Below are 22395 nucleotides of genomic sequence, written 5' to 3' on the forward strand. Positions count from 1 at the left end.
TTGTTCCTCCTAGTGCGCAACTTCAGCGAGCGCACCGACCTGTCCTAGGCCTGCTTGATAATGTGAGACCAATGCTTCAACCGATGCAGCCGTTGCATCAAGAATTGGCGCTGGATAGAAACCAAAGAAGATGGTGAGAACGATCAAAGGTACAATTATGACCATTTCACGCGGGCTCATGTCCAAGATCGACTTCAATGTGTCTTTCTCGAGCGCTCCAAAGATTACTCGACGATATAGCCACAGCGCATAGCAAGCGGAGAAAATCACACCAAATGCCGCGCCGAACGCCACCCAAGTATTAACTTGGAAAATACCGATCAGAACGAGAAATTCACCCACGAACCCCGATGTACCGGGCAAACCAACGTTGGCCATGGTGAACACCATAAAGGCAAACGCATATTTCGGCATACGTTCAACAAGACCACCATAGGCTGAAATCTCGCGTGTATGCATCCGGTCGTAAATCACGCCAACGCTCAGGAACAACGCACCAGAAACGATACCGTGTGAAATCATTTGGAAGATCGCGCCCTGAATACCAAGCGCATTGCCAGCAAAGATACCCATCGTCACGTACCCCATATGGGCAACGGAGGAATAGGCGATTAGCTTTTTGATATCATCCTGCACAAGAGCTACAAGCGATGTAGCGATGATCGCAATTACCGACAGTGCGAACACAAAGTCCGAGAAGTAAGCAGATGCATCTGGGAACATTGGCAATGAGAACCGCAAGAACCCGTATCCGCCCATCTTCAACAAGACCGCTGCAAGAATAACCGAACCTGCAGTCGGCGCTTCCACGTGCGCTTCTGGCAACCAACGGTGGAATGGCCACATTGGCATCTTCACCGCGAAAGAAGCGAAGAAGGCAATCCATAACCAGAACTGTGCTTCAGGTGAGAAATTGAATTTGAGCAACTGCGCAATATCAAGCGTGCCTGCCTGCCAGTACATGGCCATGATGGCCAATAGCATCAACACAGAACCCGCGAAGGTATAGAAGAAGAACTTGTAGCTTGCCTGAATACGTTTTTTGCCGCCCCAAATACCGATGATTAAGAACATCGGGATCAAACCACCTTCAAAGAAGATGTAGAACAAGGCCAAATCAAGCGTTGCGAACACGCCGATCATCAAGAATTCGAGCAATAGGAATGCGATCAGGTATTCTTTGACGCGCTTATCGATGCTTTCCCAACTCGCCAACACACAAAGCGGCATCAACATCGCGGTGAGCACGATAAACAGGATGGAAATCCCATCAACGCCCATGCGGTAGCCAATAACGTCGCCAATCCATGCGTGGTTTTGAACAAATTGGAAATCTACATTTGTCGGATCAAACATCCACCACATGACCAATGAGAAAACAAAGGTCACAGTGGTCGTCGCCAACGCAATGTAGCGCATGTTGTTTTTCGCCAAAGCATCATTGCCCGGCACAATCAACACAAAGAATACGCCAACCAGCGGCAGGAACGTAAGGATCGTGAGGATGTTGTTGTTTATGATATTCATCCTAGGAGGCCCCCTGCAGCAATCGCCCAGGTTATAAGCGCTGCAACACCAATCAGCATTGCCAACGCATAGTGATAAAGATAGCCGGACTGCAACCGCACGACCTGCGAGGTGATGTCCTTCACCCGTCTTGCGATACCACCGACGATCACGCCGTCGATGAACCAATCATCGAACCCACGCCATAGCGCAGTACCAATCCACTTGGCAGGACGTACGAACAAGAAGTCATACAACTCGTCGAAGTACCATTTGTTGAGCAAGAAGGCATAAAGGCCTGCATGCTCTTTCGCCAATGTCTTTGGTGTCTCGGGCTTCGCGATATAGAAATACCAAGCAGCCACGAAACCGATGATCATCGCAAATGTCGCAGATAGCTTCACCCAAGTTGGAACGTGGTGCGCTGCATCGATCAACTCTGCATCGACAACAACCGCGCCCTTGAAGAAGTGCTCAACGTGCTCGGCATGGCCAAAGAAGCTGTCATACCAGATGTAACCAGCGAACACTGCACCCGCTGCCAGCACAAATAATGGCACCAACATAACCATTGGGCTCTCATGCGCGTGATCGAATGTTTCTTTCGAAGCACGTGTTTCGCCGTGGAATGTAAGGTGCACCAAGCGCCAAGAGTAGAAGCTTGTGAACAAGGCTGCCACAACCAACGCCCAGAATGCGAACCCGCCAGCGGCAGTGTGCGCGCCGTAAGCCGCTTCGATGATGCTGTCTTTTGAATAGAAGCCTGCAAAACCGATGTTTGGCAACGCATCAACCAACAAGTGCAATGGCAAGCCTACGCCTGTTAGCGCCAGAGTACCGATCATCATCATCCAATAGGTCAATGGGACCTTATCTTTGATGCCACCCATTTTGCGCATGTCTTGTTCGTGATGCATCGCATGGATCACCGAACCCGCGCCTAAGAACAACAACGCTTTAAAGAATGCGTGTGTGAACAGGTGGAAGATACCAGCTGAATATGCGCCCAAGCCAAGTGCCACGAACATGTAGCCAAGCTGCGAACAAGTTGAATAAGCAATCACACGCTTGATGTCGTTTTGCACTAGACCAACGGTCGCCGCAAAGAACGCTGTAATCGCGCCGACATAGACGACAACAGTCATCGCTGTTTCAGATGCTTCAAACATGGGCGACAAACGCGCCACCATGAACACACCCGCTGTCACCATGGTCGCAGCGTGGATCAAGGCTGACACAGGTGTCGGGCCTTCCATCGCGTCTGGCAACCAAGTGTGCAGCAAGAACTGCGCTGACTTACCCATCGCACCAAGGAACAACAGCAAACAAATAACTGTCATCGCGTCCCATTCAGCCCATAGGAAGGAAATGTTCTTGCCTTCCATGTCGGCCACATGAGCAAACGCACTATCAAAGTCGATCGAGCCAAGCATCATGAAGGCAGCAAAGATACCGAGCGCAAAGCCAAAGTCGCCTACACGGTTGACGATGAACGCTTTCATTGCCGCTGCGTTCGCAGAAGGTTTTTTGTACCAGAAGCCGATCAACAAGTATGAGGCAACGCCCACACCTTCCCAGCCGAAGAACATTTGCAGGAAGTTATCCGCTGTCACCAACATCAACATCGCAAATGTAAACAGTGAAAGGTACGCAAAGAAGCGCGAACGATGCGGATCTTCATGCATATAGCCAATTGAGTAGATGTGCACCAAGCTTGAAACCGAGGTCACAACCACCAACATAACAGCTGTCAGCGTATCAGCACGGATCATCCATTTAAGATCAAGACCAGCGGTCGAAATCCAACGGAACAACTCTACCTTGACTGATTCAGCGGCAACAAATGCATGATCACCACCATGACCAGCTTCAGCATGGTGAGCGGCTTCGCCGCCACCCATGGTCCACTGTAGGAAAACAATCCATGAGAACAGTGCCGCCAAGACCAAAAGGCCAGACGTTACAATTTCAGAAGTGCGGTGCCCAATTGAACGCCCCAATAGACCTGCAATCAGCGCACCAAGAAGCGGTAGGAATACGATGAGTTGAAGGAGTGTATGGTTCATGCCCTTAACCCTTCATCATGTTCACATCGTCAACCGCGATGGAACCTTTATTACGGAAGAAGACCACAAGGATCGCCAAACCAATCGCGGCTTCAGCCGCCGCAACTGTTAGGATCATCAAGGCAAATACTTGTCCTGCCAAATCCTGCAGATGTGCGCTGAATGCAACAAAGTTGATGTTGACGGCCAAAAGGATCAGTTCAACAGACATCAAGATAATGATGACGTTCTTCCGGTTAAGGAAAATGCCAAACACCCCGATGGTGAACAATATGGCTGCGACGGTCAAAAAATGACCTAGTGGAATTACTGGTATCATTTGAGCCCCCGATTAAATCCCTTTGCCACTTTCAACAGACACAACTTCAACTGCGTCCTCTCGTTTACGGCCCACTTGGGCTGCAATGTCTTGGCGTTTTGCGTGTGGTTTATGACGCAAGGTCAAAACGATCGCGCCGATCATCGCCACCAGCAAGATCAAGCCAGCAGCTTCGAATAGGTAGACGTAGCGCGTGTAAAGTACATTGCCCAATGCCTCAGTGTTTGACATGCCTTCAACAAATGGCACAACGCTCGAACCGGCAACTTCCGGCGCCACCAAGAACGAGCCTGCGACCATAATCAGCTCAATGAGCAAAATGCCGCCAACCATTGCCCCGAGAGGCGCATATTGCAAAAAGCCTTGGCGCAATTGCGCAAAGTCAACATCCAGCATCATCACAACAAACAAGAACAGCACCATCACCGCGCCCACATAAACAACGATGAGCAGCAGCGCGAGAAACTCAGCGCCAGCAAGCATGAAGATACCTGCCCCATTCACAAATGCGAGGATGAGAAACATAACCGAGTGAACCGGGTTACGTGACGAAATCACCATTACCGCGCTTAAGATCGCAGTGGCAGCGAACAAATAGAAAAAAGCAATTTCTAGTGTCATCTGTTTTTCCTACCTATATGCCGCGTCAGCATCGAGGTTCGCAGCGATTTCACGCTCCCACCGATCGCCGTTAGCAAGCAATTTCTCTTTATCGAAATAGAGCTCTTCACGGGTTTCAGTTGCAAACTCGAAGTTTGGACCTTCAACAATCGCATCTACTGGGCAAGCTTCTTGGCAAAAACCACAGTAAATACATTTCACCATATCCAGGTCATAGCGCACGGTACGGCGTGTGCCGTCATTCTGGCGCGGACCAGCTTCAATGGTGATCGCTTGTGCCGGGCAAATCGCTTCGCAAAGCTTACAAGCAATGCAACGCTCTTCCCCGTTTGGATAGCGCCGTAGCGCGTGCTCACCCCGAAAACGTGGGCTTACATATCCTTTTTCAAACGGATAGTTGATCGTCGGTTTTGGTTTAAAGAAATAGCGCATCGCCAAGAAGAACGTCGAAACGAACTCCTTGAGCAAAAGCGAATTGAGAAACTGCATGGCTCGCATTTTATCGTTTCTCCTTATGCCACGCCGCCATGCCATCCCCAGCCAGTCAGCTGGAGAACAAAGGCAACGGCAAAAATCATTACGATGGAAATTGGCAAGAACACTTTCCAGCCAAGGCGCATCAGTTGGTCATGGCGGTAACGCGGTACAATCGCTTTCACCATCGCGAACATGAAGAACACCATGCACGTTTTGATGATGAACCATACAAGACCTGGGATCCAAGTGAATGGTGCAATATCGAGTGGTGGCAACCAGCCGCCCATAAATAGGATGGTGGTCATCGCACACATCAACACAATCGCCACATACTCACCGAGCATGAACATCATGTATGGTGTTGAGCCATATTCCACCATGAAACCAGCAACCAATTCCGATTCAGCTTCAGGTAGATCGAATGGTGGGCGGTTTGTTTCCGCTAATGCAGAGATAAAGAAGATCACAAACATTGGGAACAGCGGCAACCAGAACCAGTTCAGGAACGATGCCCATGGTATGCCCAACATATGCGCCAAGCCCATTTCGCGTTGCGCCACCACGATGTCCGTCAAGTTCAACGAGCCAACGCAAAGCAACACGGTGATGATAACGAAACCAAGGGAAACCTCATATGAAACCATCTGCGCGGCGGAACGAAGTGCGCCAAGGAATGGGTATTTCGAGTTCGACGCCCAACCACCAAGGATAACGCCATATACGCCGAGCGACGAAATCGCCAACACATACAAAACGCCAACATTGAGATCAGCCAATGCCCAGCCCTCATCGAGCGGGATTACGACCCAAGCAGCCAAAGCAACCAGCACGGTGATCAAAGGCGCCATCAAAAATAGCACTTTGTCTGAACCCGCTGGAATTACTGGCTCTTTGAAAACAAATTTGAGCAAATCAGCAAAGCTTTGCAGCAAACCAAAGGCACCAACCACGTTCGGTCCGCGTCGGATTTGCACCGCAGCCCAAATTTTACGGTCTGCCAACAAGAAGTAGGCAACAAAAACCAACAATACGACGAGCAACAGAAGTGCTTTCCAAACAAAGCCGACCATTGTGCCCCAACCGAAGATCGGCACACCGAGCAAATAGTCCAATGCTAGGAGTATCCAGTCCCACATAATTCTCTACTCCGCCGCTTCGTTCACGCCACCAGCAGCCAATTGCGAACATTCCGCCATGACAGCAGATGCCCGTGCAATCGGGTTGGTGAGGTAGAAATCGTTGATTGGCGTTGAAAGCGCTGCCTTTTTGATTTTCGCAGGAACTTTCGCCAGTTTCTCAATTGCTTTCGCATCTTCTTGCGCAGGTGCTTCAATATCAGCGAAATGTGGATGTTGCGCATAAAGCGCTCCACGCAACTGATTTAGATTGTCATAAGGCAATGCCTCACCCAAATGCGCTGACAAGGCACGAAGAATTGCCCAGTCTTCTTTTGCGTCACCAGGACCAAACACCGCGCGAGTGGTTTGTTGAACCAATCCAGCCGTGTTGACATAGGTTGCGCTTTTTTCCGTATAGGTCACGCCCGGCAGGATTACATCTGCTGCGTGTGCACCAACGTCTCCGTGAGAGCCGATATAGACAACGAACGCGTCTTTATAGGCTTCCATGTCTATATCATCAGCGCCAAGCAAGAACACGACGTCCAAATCACCACCTGCCGCCGCTTTGTCCATGCCAGCGCGATCAAGACCGCCCTTTGCTGGGACAAAACCAACATCCAAGCCGCCCACACGCGCCGCCGCGTTGTGCAAGACCGCAAAACCGTTCCAGTCAGCGCTCAATGCACCACTGCCTTTGGCAATGCTTGATGCAAGCGCCAACACGTCTTTGCCGGCTGTGCCAGTCAACGCGCCCTCGCCCACAATGATCATTGGGCGTTCTGCGTTTGCAAGCGTTTTAGCGAATTCAACGTCACCCGCCGCAACAGCAGCAAGGCTTTCAACACCCTTGCCAAGATACTCATAGTCAAACTTCAAATCATCTTGGTCGCCGACCACTGCAATCGGCACACCAGATGCGCGCCAAGCCTTGCGAATACGCGCGTTCACAATAGCGGCTTCTTTTCGTGGGTTAGACCCAACAATAAGAATTGCGTCTGCATCTTCGATACCAGCAATACCTGCATTGAGAATGTAGCTTGCACGACCTTTTGATGGTTCAAGCGCGGAACCGGCTGGACGACAATCAAGGTTATTGACACCCAATTGCTCCATAATGCCTTTGAGCGCAAACATCTCTTCAACACCTGCAAGATCGCCGGCGATTGCACCGATTTTGTCAGCAGATGTTTTCTTTACGGCGCGAGAAACGGCCGCAAATGCATCGTTCCAGCTCGCAGCTTGCAGCTTTTTGCTTTTCTTAACGTAAGGCTTGTCCAAACGTTGCGATTTCAAGCCATCCCAAATGAAACGGGTTTTGTCTGAAATCCACTCTTCGTTCACCGCTTCGTTGATCCGCGGCATAATGCGCATCACTTCACGACCACGGCTATCAACGCGAATGTTTGAACCCACAGCATCCATCACGTCGATGCTTTCGGTTTTGTTTAATTCCCACGGACGAGCGGTAAATTCGTAAGGCTTCGAAGTCAAAGCACCAACAGGGCAAAGATCAATCACGTTGCCTTGAAGTTCAGACGTCATCGCCTGCTCAAGATATGTAGTAATCTCCGCGTCCTCGCCACGGCCAATTAGGCCAAGCTCAGAAATGCCAGCCACTTCAGTCGTAAAACGCACACAACGCGTACAGTGAATACAACGGGTCATTATGGTTTTCACCAAAGGCCCGATATATTTGTCTTCAACAGCGCGCTTGTTTTCTTGGTAACGAGAGCTATCTACACCATATGCCATGGCTTGGTCTTGCAGGTCACACTCACCAGCTTGGTCGCAAATCGGACAATCAAGCGGGTGGTTGATGAGCAAGAATTCCATCACCCCTTCGCGCGCCTTTTTCACCATCGGCGTATTGGTAAACACTTCAGGTGCTTCACCATTTGGCCCAGGGCGCAAGTCGCGCACGCTCATCGCGCAGGACGCGGCAGGCTTTGGCGGCCCACCCTTTACTTCAACAAGGCACATGCGGCAGTTGCCTGCTACAGAAAGCCGTTCGTGATAACAAAAACGAGGAACCTCAGCGCCCGCCTCTTCACACGCTTGCATTAGCGTGTAGTGATCGGGAACTTCGATTTCCTGTCCGTCTACTTTAATATTGGCCATACTTGCCGCCTATTCCGCTGCAATGGATGGAACAGCCCCATCCGCTTTGGCATTGTGGGTGTATTGATCAATCCGCTCTTCAATCACAGGGCGGAAGTTTTTGATTAGACCTTGAATTGGCCACGCCGCAGCATCGCCGAGCGCACAAATTGTGTGGCCCTCAACCTGCTTGGTGACTTCAAACAACATATCAATTTCACGCTTTTGCGCTTCACCGCGCACCATGCGTTCCATCACGCGATACATCCAGCCTGTACCCTCACGACAAGGTGTACACTGGCCGCAGCTCTCGTGTTTGTAGAAATATGATAGGCGGGCAATCGCGGCGATAATATCCGTGGACTTATCCATGACGATCACGGCCGCGGTCCCAAGTGAAGAGCCAACTTCACGCAGACCATCAAAATCCATAATTGCGTCGCGCATCTTATCGCCTGGCACACATGGCACTGAAGAGCCACCAGGAATAACGGCAAGCAAATTGTCCCAACCACCGCGAATGCCACCGCAATGCTTATCGATCAACTCGCCGAAAGTGATGCCCATTTCTTCTTCAAATGTTGCTGGCGTATTTACGTGACCAGATACGCAGAATAGTTTGGAACCCGTATTGTTTTCGCGTCCAAGCCCAGCAAACCAAGAGCCGCCGCGCCGCAAAATCTCAGGCACAACCGCAATTGATTCAACATTGTTCACTGTGGTTGGGCAGCCATAAAGGCCCATACCCGCAGGAAATGGTGGTTTCAAACGGGGCTGACCTTTTTTGCCTTCAAGGCTTTCAAGCAGCGCAGTTTCTTCACCACAAATGTAGGCACCCGCGCCATGATGGACGATGATATCAAAGTCCCACCCATGCACGTTATTCTTGCCGATTAGGTTCGCGTCATATGCTTGATCGACAGCGGCCTGCAATGCTTCGCGCTCACGAACAAACTCACCACGCACATAGATGTAAGCGTGATGCGCATCCATTGCGCGACCAGCCAACAAACACCCTTCAACAAGGTGATGCGGATCATGGCGCATGATTTCGCGGTCTTTACATGTGCCGGGCTCAGATTCGTCGGCATTCACCACCAAATAGTGAGGACGACCGTCACTCACTTTCGGCATAAATGACCATTTCAAACCAGTTGGGAAGCCAGCACCACCACGACCACGAAGGCCAGATGATTTGACTTCTTCCGTGATCCAATCACGACCTTTATCGATAAACGACTTGGTTTGCGACCAAGAGCCACGCTTCAGCGCGCCCTCAAGGCCCCAATCGCCTTGGTTATAAAGGTTTGTGAAAATACGGTCTTGATCTGACAACATATTTTAGCGCCCCCGCATGTAAGCTGCGAACAGCAAGAAACCAACGACCGCGCTAACCACAAAGCCCAAAAGACCAGTCGTAAGTACAATCGCAAAGGTACCCACCAATCGAATGGCGATGTAGGTCGCAACCATGAACGCAACTGCGATCAAGATATTGCGGCCCGTCATTTCAATGCCCATGATTTTCTGTGCCATTAGCGTGGATCCTTACCAAAGACTTTGCGATATTCTTCAGCACCGCCTTTGGCCAAAGCCTTAGCTTGTGCTTTCCAATCGTCGCGCTCGATCCGGCCCTTAAAGCTTAATCGATCATCAACTTCCGCAATCTGTTTCTTGGTGAATTTTGCAACTTGCTCAAACTTGGTAATGCCCAGCTCATTCAATTTGCGCTCAAGCACCGGCCCAACGCCTGAAATAAGCTTCAAGTCATCCTTTTCACCGGCAGGCGCTTCAAACAATGGAGCCTTGTCATCTGACTTTGCAGCAGGCTTTTTAACAGGCACTTTTGGCGCTTCGGCTTTTGCCTGCTTTGTCGCCTTAGGCTTTGCAGCCGCTTTTGTTTTAGTTGCCGCTTTTTTCGCCGGTGCCTTTGCAACTATGGTCGCTTTGCGATCCGGTACTTCCGTCAAGGTGATCATGCCACCTTCAGGTGCAGAGAATTGACGGTCAATTTGCGGCCCGGTTTTAACGTCCTTGCCCGCCTCAAACTCATCAATCATTTCTTCAAAGCGTTCTGGCGTAAGATCTTCATAGGTGTCTTTAAACACCATCACCATTGGCGCATTAACGCATGCACCAAGGCACTCGACCTCTTCCCAAGACAAAGTGCCATCTTTGTTGGTCTCAAAAGGCTTCTCATTGATTTTGGATTTGCAAACCTTGATCAACTCTTCCGAGCCGCGCAACATACAAGGCGTGGTGCCACACACTTGAATATGCGCCTTTGTGCCAACCGGCTTAAGCTGGAACTGAGTATAGAATGTCGCAACTTCCAAAACGCGGATATAAGGCATTTCCAACATGTCAGCGACATGCTCAATGCATCGTTTGGTTACCCAACCATCTTGGTCCTGTGCCCGCATCAACAACGGAATAACTGCCGACTGCTGACGGCCTTCAGGATACTTAGCGATCGTTTGTTCAGCCCATTTTTGGTTTTCCGCGTTAAACGCAAAACCTTCTGGCTGAACCTGATCCTCTGCGAGACGACGTACTGACATTACCTGTCCACCTCACCAAATACGATATCAAGGGTACCAATAATCGCTGAAACGTCAGCAAGCATGTGGCCCTTACTAATGAAATCCATCGCTGACATATGTGCGAACCCGGGGGCACGAATTTTGCAGCGATATGGCTTATTTGACCCATCTGATACGAGATACACACCAAACTCACCCTTGGGCGCTTCCACAGAGGCGTAAACTTCGCCTTCCGGTACTTTGTAGCCTTCGGTGTAAAGTTTGAAGTGGTGAATTAGTGCTTCCATAGACTGCTTCATTTCGTTCCGCTTCGGCGGAACAATCTTGCCGTCAGTAGAAGAAACAGGTCCCTGGTTTTCTGGAAGACGAAGCTTGTCGATACACTGGCGCATTATGCGCACTGACTGCTTCATCTCTTCAATACGACACAGGTAGCGATCATAACAATCACCGTTTTTGCCAACAGCGATATCAAAATCCATCTCTTCATAGCACTCATAGGGCTGCGACTTGCGCAAATCCCATTTCGCACCAGAACCACGCACCATGACGCCAGAGAAGCCCCATTCCCAAGCATCGTCCAGTGCAACATTACAAATGTCGACGTTACGTTGCTTAAAGATTCGGTTTTCAGTCAAAAGGCCTTCGATATCATCGACAACACTCAAGAATGGATCACACCATGCTTCAATATCGTCGAGCAATTCAGGCGGCAGATCTTGGTGCACACCACCAGGACGGACGTAAGCTGCGTGCAAACGCGCACCACATGCGCGTTCGTAAAAAATCATCAGCTTTTCGCGCTCTTCAAAACCCCAAAGCGGTGGCGTTAGCGCACCAACGTCCAACGCTTGTGTTGTGATGTTGAGCAAGTGATTGAGAATACGGCCAATTTCTGAGTAAAGCACGCGGATCAATTGACCACGACGCGGCACTTCAATACCCAACAGCTTCTCAACAGCAAGCGCGAACGCGTGCTCTTGGTTCATTGGCGCCACATAGTCGAGACGGTCAAAATAGGGAACAGCCTGCAAATATGTCTTTTGCTCAATCAGCTTTTCCGTACCACGGTGCAACAACCCAACGTGCGGATCACAACGCTCTACAACCTCGCCGTCCAATTCAAGAACCAGACGCAACACTCCGTGCGCCGCAGGGTGCTGCGGGCCGAAGTTGATGTTAAAATTTCTTACCTGAGCTTCTGCCATGATAAACCTCAGCTCTGCGCTTTTTCGTCACCGGGCAGCACATAATCAGTGCCTTCCCAAGGTGAGAGATAATCAAAATTCCGGAATTCCTGCGTAAGCTTCACAGGCTCATAGACAACGCGCTTCAACTCTTCGTTGTAACGAACTTCCACAAAACCAGTGACAGGGAAATCCTTGCGCAACGGATAGCCTTCAAAACCATAATCGGTCAGCAAACGCCGCAAGTCTGGGTGACCAACAAACAAGATGCCGTACATATCATAGGCTTCCCGCTCGAACCAATCGGCGCCGGGAAACACTTCACAAATGGATTTAACAGTCGACTTCTCGTCTGTAGTCAACTTGATGCGAATGCGCACGTTCCGTGTTGGGCTAAGCAAATGGTAGACAACATCAAAGCGCTCAGGTCGCGCAGGATAGTCGACACCACAAGCGTCAATAAAGCTAAAGAACTGACACTGGCTGTCTTCCTTCAAAAAGCGCATGACGTTTACAACTTCATCACGCACAATATTGATTGTCAGTTCACCAAAAGCCATATCAGTTGAGAGAACTGCATCTCCCAACTTTGCTTCGATATATTCGCCAAGCTCTGCAAGCGTTGTGTCCATAATCACGCCCTATCGCTCAATTGTGCCAGTACGACGAAGCTTCTTCTGCAGCATCAAGATGCCATAAAGAAGGGCCTCGGCAGTCGGAGGGCAACCCGGAACATAAATGTCCACAGGCACAACCCGGTCACAACCGCGCACGACTGAATAAGAATAATGGTAGTATCCGCCGCCATTCGCGCATGATCCCATAGAGATCACATAGCGCGGCTCTGGCATTTGGTCGTAAACCTTGCGAAGCGCAGGTGCCATCTTGTTGGTCAACGTACCCGCAACAATCATCACGTCTGATTGGCGAGGCGAACCACGCGGCGCAGTGCCGAAGCGCTCAACGTCATAACGCGGCATCGACATCTGGATCATTTCAACCGCACAGCAGGCCAAACCAAATGTCATCCACATCAAAGAGCCAGTGCGCGCCCAGTTGATAAGATCATCGGTTGTGGTAACCAAGAAGCCTTTATCGGCTAGCTGGTCGTTAATATCGAGGAAGAATGGATCTTCGGCGCCCATCGGCTTGCCAGTCTTCGGATCGATAATGCCCTTTGGTTGCGGCGCAACCAAAGTTGAATTGTCGCTTAATCCCATTCCAAAGCCCCTTTCCGCCATTCATAGATGAAGCCAATGGTCAAAACACCCAAGAACACCATCATCGCCCAGAAGCCAAACCACCCTACACTCTTAAAGGCGACAGCCCATGGGAAGAGGAAGGCAACTTCCAAATCAAAGATGATGAAAAGGATCGCCACCAGATAGAAACGCACGTCAAACTTCATGCGTGCATCATCAAAAGCATCAAAGCCACATTCGTAGGCAGATACCTTTTCAGGGTCTGGATTTTTAACAGCGATTAGAAAAGGCGCGACCAAAAGCGCGAGGCCGATAACGGCAGATAGCCCGATAAAGATAATTACAGGCAGATAATTGAGGAGCAATTCGTTCATAATTGCCTTGCCTTTAGTGTTGACCGGTTTATCCGGCCTGGGAATTAAAATGCATGAACCAAAGTCACAATTCGGCCCAAATCATCGTTGCTACGGCTTAACGTAGCAGTTTCTTCGATTCAAGAGGAATTATCGTCCCATACCATCTTTATGGTCGAATTGCCGCATGCGTGATAAAAATCAACAATATCAAATAAATATGACTATTATACTCCAATTAAATTATCACAGATATTGAAGCTATCTGCAACTGCGATTCGCATAGACAAGGCCCCCACACCACCGATCCCACAACTTGAATCGCTCCTTCGACCTGCTAACGTCTACCAAACGAAGGAGCTTTGGAGAGATTGATGATCAAACCGGGAAACAACATAGCGATGAAAGTACCCACCTTTAAGTGGGCCGAAACCGTCAGTTTCTATCGCGATGAAGTTGGCCTTGAACAAACTCATGAATCCAAAGAAAGCGTAGCCTTTGCATTCGGGGACATTACACTGTGGATTGATTGCGTACCCGCACAAAGTCAAACAGATATATGGCTTGAGTTGTTCACAGACTCGACAAACAAAGCCTTAGAACAATTAGGAAGCCCGGTTCGCAATGAACTAGAGGAAATCAAAGATGGAAACGGTCAGTGGACTTCTGATCCCGCGGGCACTGTTCTACTTTTACGCAAAGAGTGAACAGACATAAAAAAAGGCCGTCGCACATGCAACGGCCTCCCAGTTGGAGTATTTATTGTTTTGGCTAGTTAAAGTACCAGCGAACTTTACCGTCAATTTCGTGGCCCACTGTGCCGCCGGAATTGAAGAGATAATTATATTCTGCACCAAGCGTCAGTTCTTGAGTAACGGCAAATTCCATACCGCCACCGACTAGAGCAACACCAGTTCCGTTATCGAAACCGCCGCCGCCAACGCCGTAAAGCAACACATCGTCACTCACCAGATAACCTGCACGCGCGGTTGCTTCGTAAAGCCCGCCAGTGATTGCGCCACCTGAAATCAATGCATTAGCTTCCAACTCAGCACCATAAACCAAGAAACCATCTTGGATATTGATACCAGCCAAACCACCAACGGCCCATTCAGCACCGCCAGAATTCACATAGGCATTGTTCAAACCCACATAAAAGCCGTTCCAGTCAAATCCAGGCGCAGCATATGTAGGCGCAGGATCATTTGCATAATTTACCACAGGATCTGCCGCATAGGCACCTGCCGTCATCGCGACACCTGCTAGTGTTGCAATGGAAATTTTCTTCATCAAAGTCATTTTCGGCCTCCGTAGATAACCACTTACTAAATTACTTCACCGATGTAAGAAGCATAGCATTTTATTCAATGTGTAGCTTCATCACTTTCGCCATTTCAGGCGTAAAACGTATCGGCTGGTTACTACTTCCCTAACAAACCGTCTTTTTCGTGAAAGCTTGGTGGCCAAATTGTGACGAAGGAGTATGTGTGACTATATGGTCACAGCCAGCTTTCCGCATCGGTATCAAGCGGACTTAAGATTGATGAGACAAGTTCCCTAAACCAAACCTGCGATGGCGCATTATCAAGTCGGCGCTGCCAAATTAGAGAAATCTTGGGCACAACCACGTCGATAGGTGCCTTGTAAGCTCGGATATTCAACAGGCCACCCAAATTCTGAGCATACTGACATGGCACAAGGGCAATCAAATCCGAATTGCCCACTGTTCTGCACACGCCAGAAAACGCCGGCAGTGTCGCAACAACGTCGCGCTGACGCCCAATTGCATCAAGCGCGTCATCACCCATTGACCGAATATTGCCTTGAGGTGAAAAAAGCGCGTGCTTGAGCGCACAGAACAAATCCAACGGGAACGTATCCCCGGCTTTTAGTTTCGCAGCTTTTGTATGCGGATTGTCCTTAGCTGAAATCACGACAAATGGCGAACGGAATAGTACCTGCTTCTCAATCCAATCAGGGAAGTCTGCATCCGGAACAAGTGCGGCGTCAGCACCATAGCGATCAAGCGTATCGACATAACTATCAGGAACGAGATCGACTAATTGGATTTTTATAAACGGAGAAATTTCTTGGGTCCGCTCAATCAAGGCCGGCATCAACATGTCGGCAAAGAAATCGCTGCCACAAACTCGAAACGTCATATTGGCAGTTTCAGGTTCAAATGCCGGCTCCACAAAAAGGGTTTCAAGTCGGAACAACTCCTCGCGTAACGGACCCGTGAGCCTATTTGCGAAATCCGTTGGTACCATTCTTTGGCCCTGACGAACAAGAATATCGTCATTTAGGGCGTGCCTCAGTCGGCCAAGCGCTGCAGAAACTGCGGGCTGTGACAGTCCTAAACGCTCGCCTGCTTTGATCGTTGAACGGTCACGGAGCAAAGCATCTAAAACGCGCAACAGGTTTAGATCAAATGTAGCAAAATTCACCATGCCAATTCTCACAATAAGAAAATCAAGTTCGCAAATGCAATTACATCCGAATAGTTTTGCAAGAAGTACAACTACCAAGGCAAGTCAATGCTCTCAAAATCTATCGTTTATCACATCCCTGTTTGTCCATTTTGCCAACGGCTTGAAATTTTGCTCGAGTTGAAGAACCAACCTGAAGCTGTCCAATTTCAAGTGGTCGACATTACCAAACCTCGTGACAAGGAACTCTTGCGCAAAACCGATGGCACCACCGCCCTGCCCGTTTTAGAGACGACAAAAGGAGACATCATAAAGGAGAGCCTTGTCATACTGAATTATCTCGACACTGTGATTGCGGGCCCACAAATTGCCCAAGCTGACCCGTTAAAGCGAGCAATAGAAAGCATGTTGGTTGCAAAGGAATCAGCATTGACCTTTGCAGGCTACTCAATGGTGATGAACCAAGACCCAGCCAAAAAGAGTGAGTTTTCTGACCGTTTGTTGAAGCTCTATGCTGATCTGAACTTTTTCCTAAATAAGTACAATCCCGAAGGTGAATACCTTTTCGACAACTTTTCTTTTGCAGAAACTGTGTTCACGCCGCTCTTCGCTCGGTTTTGGTTTCTTGAGTATTATGAAGGTTTCGAGCTACCCAACAGTGTTGAGTACCACAGAGTAGCGAAATGGCGTGACGCTTGCCTCAACCATCCGGCGGCACAGCAAACGTCAAAAGAAGAAGTGGTGAAAATGTACTACGACTATGCAAAAGGTGCAGGCAATGGCGCTTTGTTGCCTGGTCGCACAAAATCAAGTTTTGAGTTCGAACCACATTGGCGCGAGCGGCCATGGCCGAATAAGAACAAGTATGGAGTCTCCCAATCCGATAAAGAACTGGGCTTAGTATAAATCAAAATGGAAAAGCCCCGCAGACTATGCGGGGCCTTTCCGATGATATGGGACTAGTTGAAATACCAATTGATTGAAGCATCGATTCTATTCGCGGTAAATGTAGAACCGCGCCAGTGTTCGAACTTGAAATCCATTGTGGTGTTTTCAGAAACTGCAAATTCGATACCAGCACCAACTGTTGCATGCCAATCGTTAGGTAGACTCATATAGGCACCACCACCAGTTATGTATGCAACAGCGTCGTTTGATACCAGGTAACCTAGGCGTGCGTTCACGCCCCCCTCAGTTCCGGTCAGGCTTGAACTATCAACAACATAGCCAAAGAACCCCTCTGCACCGAACAAAATACCGTCGTTGACCACGTTAAAACCGGCGATACCATCCACGGAGTACACTGTTTCTCCGTTCGACCAAGCAGAACCAGACACACCAATGCCCGCGTAAAACCCGTCCCAGTCAAATCCTGAACTACTGTAATCTGCTGCTAGCGCTGGGCCAGAAAGCATCAACAAGGATGTTGCGGCCAGACCTAATCTCTTTTTCATTTCGACTCCTCCATTATGCACTTTATCTTATGCTTAAATAAAGATTAGTCGATATGAACATCAAACGTCAAATGCCCACTCTTCGCTCGAGGTGGCACACGCTCGTAAAAAGCCTACAATTTCTATGAGAAGAAAGTGGCGGGAGTGACGGGACTCGAACCCGCGACCTCTGGCGTGACAGGCCAGCGCTCTAACCAACTGAGCTACACCCCCAACGTTTCGCGTATCGTTGTGATCCGCTGAAGATGTGCGTTGTTTAAGAGTGATCCAGTTCTAAGTCAAGCACATAAATTACAGTTTATGATGCTTTTTTTACAATGGATGTGAAGAACCCCAAAAAGCCCCTGCTCCACAATGATTTTGGAGATAAGACAAATCAAAACAATCGATTAGCAAATCGATGTATCTGTCTAGGTGGATCATGTTTGGGAGAAAATGGTGGGCGGTGAGAGACTCGAACTCCCGACATCTTCGGTGTAAACGAAGCGCTCTACCAACTGAGCTAACCGCCCTCCTAAGAAGGTGTGCATCGTTTAATTCGTATCTTTGCCCACGTCAACAAAAAAGGTCCCGATTTTCACCGAGACCTTCAAAAAAATGTATTATTTTTTTAGCTTAGCTATTCACAGCTTCTTTAAGCTGTTTGCCAGGCTTGAATTTAGGCACGTTTGTAGCAGCAATATCAATTTCCGCACCAGTTGCTGGGTTGCGGCCTTTTGTTGCTTTACGGTGTGACACTGAGAATGTGCCGAAGCCAACCAAGCGAACTTCGCTGCCATCTTTCAATGTGCTTTCGATTGCATCGAAAACTGCGTCAACGGCTGAAGCGGCGTCAGCTTTGGTGATGCCTGCTTTTTCTGCAGCTACTGCAACCAGATCATTTTTGTTCATTCTTCTATCCTCATATCTAAACCCATGGCTATTTGCCTAGGGTGTGCGGGGGTTACATTTCTTCGATTCTTTGACTAAAGCAAGGAAATCCGGTGCTTTCCGGCGGTTTTCGCCAAAAAAAAGGGCCGAAAACAATGTCCCGACCCTCAAATACGAGTTGAAATTAGCGATTTTGTTAATGGGCCGTCAGATTCGTCGTAGAATCGCCTTGTTGACGCAAACTCTCAGCATAAGCTTCGAAATCCCACTCGATCGCTTTTGGCTCTTCAACCAATGCGTGTTTGACGACTTCTTCCATTCGAGAAACAGGCACGATCTCTAGTCCCTCTTTCACGATGTCAGGCACATCAACCAAATCCCGCACGTTTTCTTCCGGAATCAATACTTTTTTGATTCCACCACGTAGCGCTGCCAGAAGCTTTTCTTTCAAACCGCCGATTGGCAAAACACGACCACGCAAGGTGATCTCACCTGTCATAGCAACATCATTGCGCACCGGAATACCGGTCATCACCGATACGATCGCTGTAGCCATGCCGACACCAGCGGACGGACCGTCTTTTGGTGTGGCACCTTCGGGAACATGCACGTGAATATCACGCGAATCGAACAGAGGCGGCTCAATGCCAAAATCAATCGCTCGCGAACGCACATAGGTGGCGGCGGCCGAAATTGATTCTTTCATCACATCCTTAAGGTTGCCGGTAACTGTTCGTTTGCCCTTACCGTAGGTAGTCACGCCTTCAATTGTCAGCAATTCACCACCGACCGAAGTCCAAGCAAGCCCATTCACCACACCAACTTGTGGTTCATCATCAATTTCGCCGTGACGGTGACGCGGAGGCCCCAAATAGTCTTCAACCTTGGCCAGATCAAGTTTCACGGCTTTGAGTTTCTTGTCCAAGGTCAAATCTTTGACCACCTTGCGCAAAAGATTCGCGATCTCGCGCTTCAGGTTCCGAACACCAGCTTCACGCGTATAGCGCTGAATCAAAAATGTCAGCGATTCATCAGGCAATTCAAACTCAGTTTCCTTCAAGCCATGCTCTTTCATGGAATCAGGAATCAAGTGGCGACGCGCAATCTCGGCTTTTTCTTCTTCCGTGTAACCAGAGAGACGGATGATCTCCATCCGATCCATCAATGGACCTGGAATATTGAGCGTATTTGCTGTTGTGACAAACATCACATCTGACAAATCATAATCAACTTCCAAATAGTGATCCGCAAAAGTGTTGTTTTGCTCTGGATCCAGCACTTCCAACAAAGCAGATGAAGGATCACCACGGAAATCTTGGCCCATCTTGTCAATTTCATCGAGCAAGAATAGCGGGTTGGTTTTCCCAGCCTTCTTCATCGATTGAATGACTTTACCCGGCATCGAGCCAATATAAGTGCGTCGGTGACCACGAATCTCAGATTCGTCACGAACACCACCCAAAGACATCCGAGCGAACTCACGGCCAGTGGCCTTGGCAATAGACTTGCCAAGCGATGTCTTACCAACACCTGGAGGGCCAACAAGACACAAAATGGGTCCCTTTAGTTTTCCTGTACGCGCTTGAACGGCAAGATACTCAACGATTCGCTCTTTGACTTTTTCAAGTCCGTAGTGCTCGGTATCCAACACGTTCTCAGCGTAAGCCAAGTCTTTCTTGATCTTCGACTTCTTGCCCCAAGGCAAGCCAAGCATCCAATCAAGATAGTTGCGCACAACCGTCGCTTCCGCCGACATTGGGCTCATCTGCTTGAGCTTTTTCAGCTCAGCATTGGCCTTTTCTTTTGCCTCTTTGGAGAGCTTCGTTTTGTTGATCCGCTCTTCAAGCTCAGTCAACTCGTCGGTGCCGTCTTCAGAATCACCCAATTCCTTTTGAATGGCCTTCATTTGCTCATTCAAATAATATTCGCGTTGGGTTTTCTCCATTTGACGCTTAACGCGCGTACGAATACGGCGTTCCACTTGAAGCACGCCGATTTCGCCTTCCATCAACTCAAGCACACGGGTCAAACGCCCGGTAACAGAGTTGATAGCCAAGATTTCCTGCTTCTCTTGGTTCTTAACCGCAAGATGCGAAGCAATCGTGTCTGCCAGCTTGGAGTGATCGTCGATCTGCGAAACCGCACCGACAACCTCTGGTGATATTTTTTTGTTCAGTTTGACGTAGTTTTCAAACTCATTGACCGCAGAGCGAGCCAATGCTTCCGCTTCCACTTCGTCAAATTCTTCGGCCTCAAAAGGCACCGCCTCGGCTTCAAAATATTCGTCAGCTCGCACAAAATTCGAAATTTTGGCGCGCGAAATACCTTCAATCAGCACCTTCACGGTACCGTCTGGCAATTTCAACAATTGAAGAACAGAGGCAATCGTACCAACGTCGAAAACGTCGTCTGTGGTTGGGTCATCCTCTTGAGCGCTTTTTTGCGTAACGACAAGGATGTTCTTGTCTTCGCGCATCACTTCTTCAAGCGCTTTGACGGACTTCTCCCGACCTACGAATAGCGGCACAATCATGCCAGGAAACGCGACAATGTCACGAAGCGGCAATACGGGATAAACGCGGCCTTCGCCGGGTTCGATTGAAGTGTCAGTTTTATCCTTGTCGGACATAGATGATCCTTTCATCAACCGGCTGTGAAGTCCCAAAAAAAGCGGCAACGACACAACCGTTACTCGGCGCAGGGAGGCGCGCCACGGTCATCAACCCTACTGGGGTCAACGAAGACTCAATTGAAACTACTAGATAGGAAGTTTTGCCAGCCCGACAAGTACGCGTCGGGCCATTTTGCAAACTTTATTTTATGCGCCTGCGTCCGCTTCTTCTTTGCGGTCGGCATAAATGTAAAGCGGGCGTGCTTCCTTGTCATTTACCACATCGGCACTGATCACAACTTCCTCAACACCTTCAAGTGATGGGAGGTCATACATTGTGTCGAGAAGAATACCTTCCATGATCGAACGTAGACCACGGGCGCCTGTTTTGCGCTGAATTGCGTGTCTTGCAATTTCATTCAATGCTTCGTCTTGGAAGGTCAGTTCGACTTCTTCCATTGCGAACAATCGTTGATATTGACGCACCAAAGCGTTCTTTGGTTGGGTCAAGATTTGCACAAGCGCATCTTCATCCAAGTTCTCAAGCGTCGCAATTACTGGCAAACGGCCAATAAATTCTGGGATAAGACCAAACTTGGTCAAATCTTCTGGTTCAACTTCAGCGAAGATTTCGCCGACCTGACGATCAGTTGGATCATTCACATCGGCATCAAAGCCAATCGACGTACCCTCACCGCGCGCGGTAATGATTTTTTCAAGGCCAGCAAACGCGCCACCAACAATAAACAGAATGTTGGTTGTATCCACTTGCAAGAACTCTTGCTGTGGATGCTTGCGACCACCTTGCGGCGGAACGCTGGCCACTGTGCCTTCCATGATCTTGAGCAGAGCCTGTTGAACACCCTCACCCGACACATCCCGAGTAATAGAAGGATTGTCAGACTTGCGAGAAATCTTATCGACCTCATCGATATAAACGATACCGCGCTGCGCTTTTTCGACATTATAGTCAGATGCTTGCAGCAGCTTCAGAATGATGTTCTCAACATCTTCACCCACATAACCAGCTTCGGTCAGCGTGGTCGCATCGGCCATTGTAAACGGCACATCAATGATGCGCGCCAATGTCTGCGCCAAATAGGTCTTACCGCAACCAGTTGGTCCAATAAGCAAGATGTTTGACTTAGCCAATTCAATATCTTGGCTCTTCGATGAATGATTGAGACGCTTATAGTGGTTATGCACCGCCACAGACAGAACGCGTTTTGCTCTTCCTTGGCCAATCACATAATCATCCAACACCGCACAAATTTCTGCCGGCGTCATTACACCATCAGCTGATTTGACTGTGGAAGATTTGCTTTCTTCACGGATGATATCCATGCAAAGCTCAACACATTCATCACAGATAAAAACAGTCGGGCCAGCGATGAGCTTTCTCACCTCATGTTGCGATTTTCCGCAAAATGAGCAGTAAAGCGTATTTTTTGAACTGTCGCCGTTGCCGGTGTCTTTTGTCATTCAAAGCACTCCTGAATGTGCATTCTTCACTCAGTTTATCTACAAATGCTAGCACCT

At 49.0% G+C, this 22395-nt stretch carries 22 protein-coding genes and 2 tRNA genes; 2 read left to right on the forward strand and 22 right to left on the reverse strand.

What is annotated here, in order from left to right; genetic code table 11:
• Positions 1–9: 9 nt before the first annotated feature.
• The 14 genes from QQL65_RS13780 to QQL65_RS13845 all read right to left on the reverse strand — a co-directional run bounded on the left by QQL65_RS13780 (position 10) and on the right by QQL65_RS13845 (position 13513).
• Entirely contained in the window at positions 10–1527 is a 1518-nt protein-coding gene (locus QQL65_RS13780; RefSeq protein ID WP_379863240.1) for an NADH-quinone oxidoreductase subunit M, read from the reverse strand.
• The gene (nuoL, locus tag QQL65_RS13785; protein WP_284365494.1) at positions 1524–3572 is read right to left on the reverse strand and encodes an NADH-quinone oxidoreductase subunit L; all 2049 of its coding nucleotides are present in this window, start codon (positions 3570–3572) and stop codon (positions 1524–1526) included. The genes QQL65_RS13780 and nuoL overlap by 4 nt, the downstream gene beginning before the upstream one ends.
• A gap of 4 nt (positions 3573–3576) precedes the next feature.
• Complete coding sequence (gene nuoK / locus QQL65_RS13790; RefSeq protein ID WP_284365496.1) at positions 3577–3891, reverse strand: NADH-quinone oxidoreductase subunit NuoK; 315 nt, start codon at positions 3889–3891, stop codon at positions 3577–3579.
• 12 nt (positions 3892–3903) lie between these two features.
• Positions 3904–4512, reverse strand: coding sequence for an NADH-quinone oxidoreductase subunit J (locus QQL65_RS13795; RefSeq protein WP_284365498.1), 609 nt, complete (start codon positions 4510–4512; stop codon positions 3904–3906).
• 9 nt (positions 4513–4521) lie between these two features.
• Positions 4522–5010 (reverse strand): NADH-quinone oxidoreductase subunit NuoI, encoded by a 489-nt coding sequence (gene nuoI / locus QQL65_RS13800; protein WP_284365500.1) that lies wholly within the window; start codon positions 5008–5010, stop codon positions 4522–4524.
• A gap of 14 nt (positions 5011–5024) precedes the next feature.
• Positions 5025–6059, reverse strand: a complete 1035-nt coding sequence (gene nuoH, locus QQL65_RS13805) for an NADH-quinone oxidoreductase subunit NuoH (RefSeq protein ID WP_284366300.1) — start codon at positions 6057–6059, stop codon at positions 5025–5027.
• A gap of 72 nt (positions 6060–6131) precedes the next feature.
• Positions 6132–8228, reverse strand: coding sequence for an NADH-quinone oxidoreductase subunit NuoG (gene nuoG / locus QQL65_RS13810; protein ID WP_284365502.1), 2097 nt, complete (start codon positions 8226–8228; stop codon positions 6132–6134).
• Positions 8229–8237: 9 nt separating this feature from the next.
• Positions 8238–9545: an NADH-quinone oxidoreductase subunit NuoF gene (gene nuoF / locus QQL65_RS13815; RefSeq protein WP_284365504.1), complete on the reverse strand. Its 1308-nt coding sequence runs from the start codon at positions 9543–9545 to the stop codon at positions 8238–8240.
• Between the two features lie 3 nt (positions 9546–9548).
• On the reverse strand, positions 9549–9743 hold the full coding sequence (locus QQL65_RS13820; protein ID WP_284365506.1) for a hypothetical protein: 195 nt from the start codon (positions 9741–9743) through the stop codon (positions 9549–9551).
• On the reverse strand, positions 9743–10768 hold the full coding sequence (nuoE, locus tag QQL65_RS13825) for an NADH-quinone oxidoreductase subunit NuoE (protein ID WP_284365508.1): 1026 nt from the start codon (positions 10766–10768) through the stop codon (positions 9743–9745). Before nuoE ends, QQL65_RS13820 begins: the two co-directional genes overlap by 1 nt.
• Positions 10768–11958, reverse strand: a complete 1191-nt coding sequence (locus QQL65_RS13830; protein WP_284365510.1) for an NADH-quinone oxidoreductase subunit D — start codon at positions 11956–11958, stop codon at positions 10768–10770. The genes nuoE and QQL65_RS13830 overlap by 1 nt, the downstream gene beginning before the upstream one ends.
• Positions 11959–11966: 8 nt before the next feature.
• Positions 11967–12569: an NADH-quinone oxidoreductase subunit C gene (locus QQL65_RS13835; protein ID WP_284365511.1), complete on the reverse strand. Its 603-nt coding sequence runs from the start codon at positions 12567–12569 to the stop codon at positions 11967–11969.
• 9 nt (positions 12570–12578) lie between these two features.
• A complete protein-coding gene (locus QQL65_RS13840) occupies positions 12579–13157 on the reverse strand; it encodes a NuoB/complex I 20 kDa subunit family protein (RefSeq protein WP_284365512.1) in 579 nt (192 codons plus the stop codon).
• Positions 13148–13513, reverse strand: coding sequence for an NADH-quinone oxidoreductase subunit A (locus tag QQL65_RS13845; RefSeq protein ID WP_284365513.1), 366 nt, complete (start codon positions 13511–13513; stop codon positions 13148–13150). Before QQL65_RS13845 ends, QQL65_RS13840 begins: the two co-directional genes overlap by 10 nt.
• A gap of 353 nt (positions 13514–13866) precedes the next feature.
• Here QQL65_RS13845 and QQL65_RS13850 point away from each other — a divergent pair, with 353 nt between their 5' ends.
• On the forward strand, positions 13867–14199 hold the full coding sequence (locus tag QQL65_RS13850; protein WP_284365514.1) for a hypothetical protein: 333 nt from the start codon (positions 13867–13869) through the stop codon (positions 14197–14199).
• Positions 14200–14263: 64 nt separating this feature from the next.
• Here QQL65_RS13850 and QQL65_RS13855 read toward each other — a convergent pair whose 3' ends face one another.
• Together QQL65_RS13855 and QQL65_RS13860 are read right to left on the reverse strand one after the other, a co-directional pair.
• Complete coding sequence (locus QQL65_RS13855) at positions 14264–14791, reverse strand: outer membrane protein (RefSeq protein WP_284365515.1); 528 nt, start codon at positions 14789–14791, stop codon at positions 14264–14266.
• Positions 14792–14991: 200 nt separating this feature from the next.
• Positions 14992–15942, reverse strand: coding sequence for a LysR family transcriptional regulator (locus QQL65_RS13860; protein WP_284365516.1), 951 nt, complete (start codon positions 15940–15942; stop codon positions 14992–14994).
• An 87-nt stretch (positions 15943–16029) separates the two neighbouring features.
• Between QQL65_RS13860 and QQL65_RS13865 the strand changes: the two genes are divergently transcribed.
• Positions 16030–16827: a glutathione S-transferase family protein gene (locus tag QQL65_RS13865; protein ID WP_284365517.1), complete on the forward strand. Its 798-nt coding sequence runs from the start codon at positions 16030–16032 to the stop codon at positions 16825–16827.
• 53 nt (positions 16828–16880) lie between these two features.
• Here the strand turns inward: QQL65_RS13865 and QQL65_RS13870 are convergent, their stop codons facing one another.
• The 6 genes from QQL65_RS13870 to clpX form a co-directional block, all read right to left on the reverse strand.
• Positions 16881–17375 carry an outer membrane protein gene (locus QQL65_RS13870; RefSeq protein WP_284365518.1) on the reverse strand — a complete coding sequence of 165 codons (495 nt, stop codon included), beginning with the start codon at positions 17373–17375 and terminating at the stop codon, positions 16881–16883.
• Positions 17376–17511: 136 nt separating this feature from the next.
• A tRNA-Asp gene (locus QQL65_RS13875) sits at positions 17512–17588 on the reverse strand.
• A gap of 223 nt (positions 17589–17811) precedes the next feature.
• Positions 17812–17887 (reverse strand) — tRNA-Val (locus QQL65_RS13880).
• Positions 17888–17990: 103 nt separating this feature from the next.
• Complete coding sequence (locus QQL65_RS13885; RefSeq protein WP_284365519.1) at positions 17991–18266, reverse strand: HU family DNA-binding protein; 276 nt, start codon at positions 18264–18266, stop codon at positions 17991–17993.
• A 175-nt stretch (positions 18267–18441) separates the two neighbouring features.
• A complete protein-coding gene (gene lon / locus QQL65_RS13890) occupies positions 18442–20874 on the reverse strand; it encodes an endopeptidase La (protein ID WP_284365520.1) in 2433 nt (810 codons plus the stop codon).
• Positions 20875–21063: 189 nt separating this feature from the next.
• Positions 21064–22338, reverse strand: a complete 1275-nt coding sequence (gene clpX, locus QQL65_RS13895) for an ATP-dependent Clp protease ATP-binding subunit ClpX (protein ID WP_284365521.1) — start codon at positions 22336–22338, stop codon at positions 21064–21066.
• Between the last annotated feature and the right edge of the window lie 57 nt (positions 22339–22395).

This window comes from Maritalea porphyrae (genome assembly GCF_030159895.1).
GTDB classification, from domain to species: Bacteria; Pseudomonadota; Alphaproteobacteria; order Rhizobiales; family Devosiaceae; genus Maritalea; species Maritalea porphyrae.

What these genes read in the sequence shown, in the direction of transcription:
- QQL65_RS13780 (WP_379863240.1), bottom strand. Translation starts at nt 1,527, where the DNA reads ATGAATATCATAAACAACAACATCCTCACGATCCTTACGTTCCTGCCG.
- nuoL (WP_284365494.1), bottom strand. Translation starts at nt 3,572, where the DNA reads ATGAACCATACACTCCTTCAACTCATCGTATTCCTACCGCTTCTTGGT.
- nuoK (WP_284365496.1), bottom strand. Translation starts at nt 3,891, where the DNA reads ATGATACCAGTAATTCCACTAGGTCATTTTTTGACCGTCGCAGCCATA.
- QQL65_RS13795 (WP_284365498.1), bottom strand. Translation starts at nt 4,512, where the DNA reads ATGACACTAGAAATTGCTTTTTTCTATTTGTTCGCTGCCACTGCGATC.
- nuoI (WP_284365500.1), bottom strand. Translation starts at nt 5,010, where the DNA reads ATGCGAGCCATGCAGTTTCTCAATTCGCTTTTGCTCAAGGAGTTCGTT.
- nuoH (WP_284366300.1), bottom strand. Translation starts at nt 6,059, where the DNA reads ATGGTCGGCTTTGTTTGGAAAGCACTTCTGTTGCTCGTCGTATTGTTG.
- nuoG (WP_284365502.1), bottom strand. Translation starts at nt 8,228, where the DNA reads ATGGCCAATATTAAAGTAGACGGACAGGAAATCGAAGTTCCCGATCAC.
- nuoF (WP_284365504.1), bottom strand. Translation starts at nt 9,545, where the DNA reads ATGTTGTCAGATCAAGACCGTATTTTCACAAACCTTTATAACCAAGGC.
- QQL65_RS13820 (WP_284365506.1), bottom strand. Translation starts at nt 9,743, where the DNA reads ATGGCACAGAAAATCATGGGCATTGAAATGACGGGCCGCAATATCTTG.
- nuoE (WP_284365508.1), bottom strand. Translation starts at nt 10,768, where the DNA reads ATGTCAGTACGTCGTCTCGCAGAGGATCAGGTTCAGCCAGAAGGTTTT.
- QQL65_RS13830 (WP_284365510.1), bottom strand. Translation starts at nt 11,958, where the DNA reads ATGGCAGAAGCTCAGGTAAGAAATTTTAACATCAACTTCGGCCCGCAG.
- QQL65_RS13835 (WP_284365511.1), bottom strand. Translation starts at nt 12,569, where the DNA reads ATGGACACAACGCTTGCAGAGCTTGGCGAATATATCGAAGCAAAGTTG.
- QQL65_RS13840 (WP_284365512.1), bottom strand. Translation starts at nt 13,157, where the DNA reads ATGGGATTAAGCGACAATTCAACTTTGGTTGCGCCGCAACCAAAGGGC.
- QQL65_RS13845 (WP_284365513.1), bottom strand. Translation starts at nt 13,513, where the DNA reads ATGAACGAATTGCTCCTCAATTATCTGCCTGTAATTATCTTTATCGGG.
- QQL65_RS13850 (WP_284365514.1), top strand. Translation starts at nt 13,867, where the DNA reads ATGATCAAACCGGGAAACAACATAGCGATGAAAGTACCCACCTTTAAG.
- QQL65_RS13855 (WP_284365515.1), bottom strand. Translation starts at nt 14,791, where the DNA reads ATGACTTTGATGAAGAAAATTTCCATTGCAACACTAGCAGGTGTCGCG.
- QQL65_RS13860 (WP_284365516.1), bottom strand. Translation starts at nt 15,942, where the DNA reads ATGGTGAATTTTGCTACATTTGATCTAAACCTGTTGCGCGTTTTAGAT.
- QQL65_RS13865 (WP_284365517.1), top strand. Translation starts at nt 16,030, where the DNA reads ATGCTCTCAAAATCTATCGTTTATCACATCCCTGTTTGTCCATTTTGC.
- QQL65_RS13870 (WP_284365518.1), bottom strand. Translation starts at nt 17,375, where the DNA reads ATGAAAAAGAGATTAGGTCTGGCCGCAACATCCTTGTTGATGCTTTCT.
- QQL65_RS13885 (WP_284365519.1), bottom strand. Translation starts at nt 18,266, where the DNA reads ATGAACAAAAATGATCTGGTTGCAGTAGCTGCAGAAAAAGCAGGCATC.
- lon (WP_284365520.1), bottom strand. Translation starts at nt 20,874, where the DNA reads ATGTCCGACAAGGATAAAACTGACACTTCAATCGAACCCGGCGAAGGC.
- clpX (WP_284365521.1), bottom strand. Translation starts at nt 22,338, where the DNA reads ATGACAAAAGACACCGGCAACGGCGACAGTTCAAAAAATACGCTTTAC.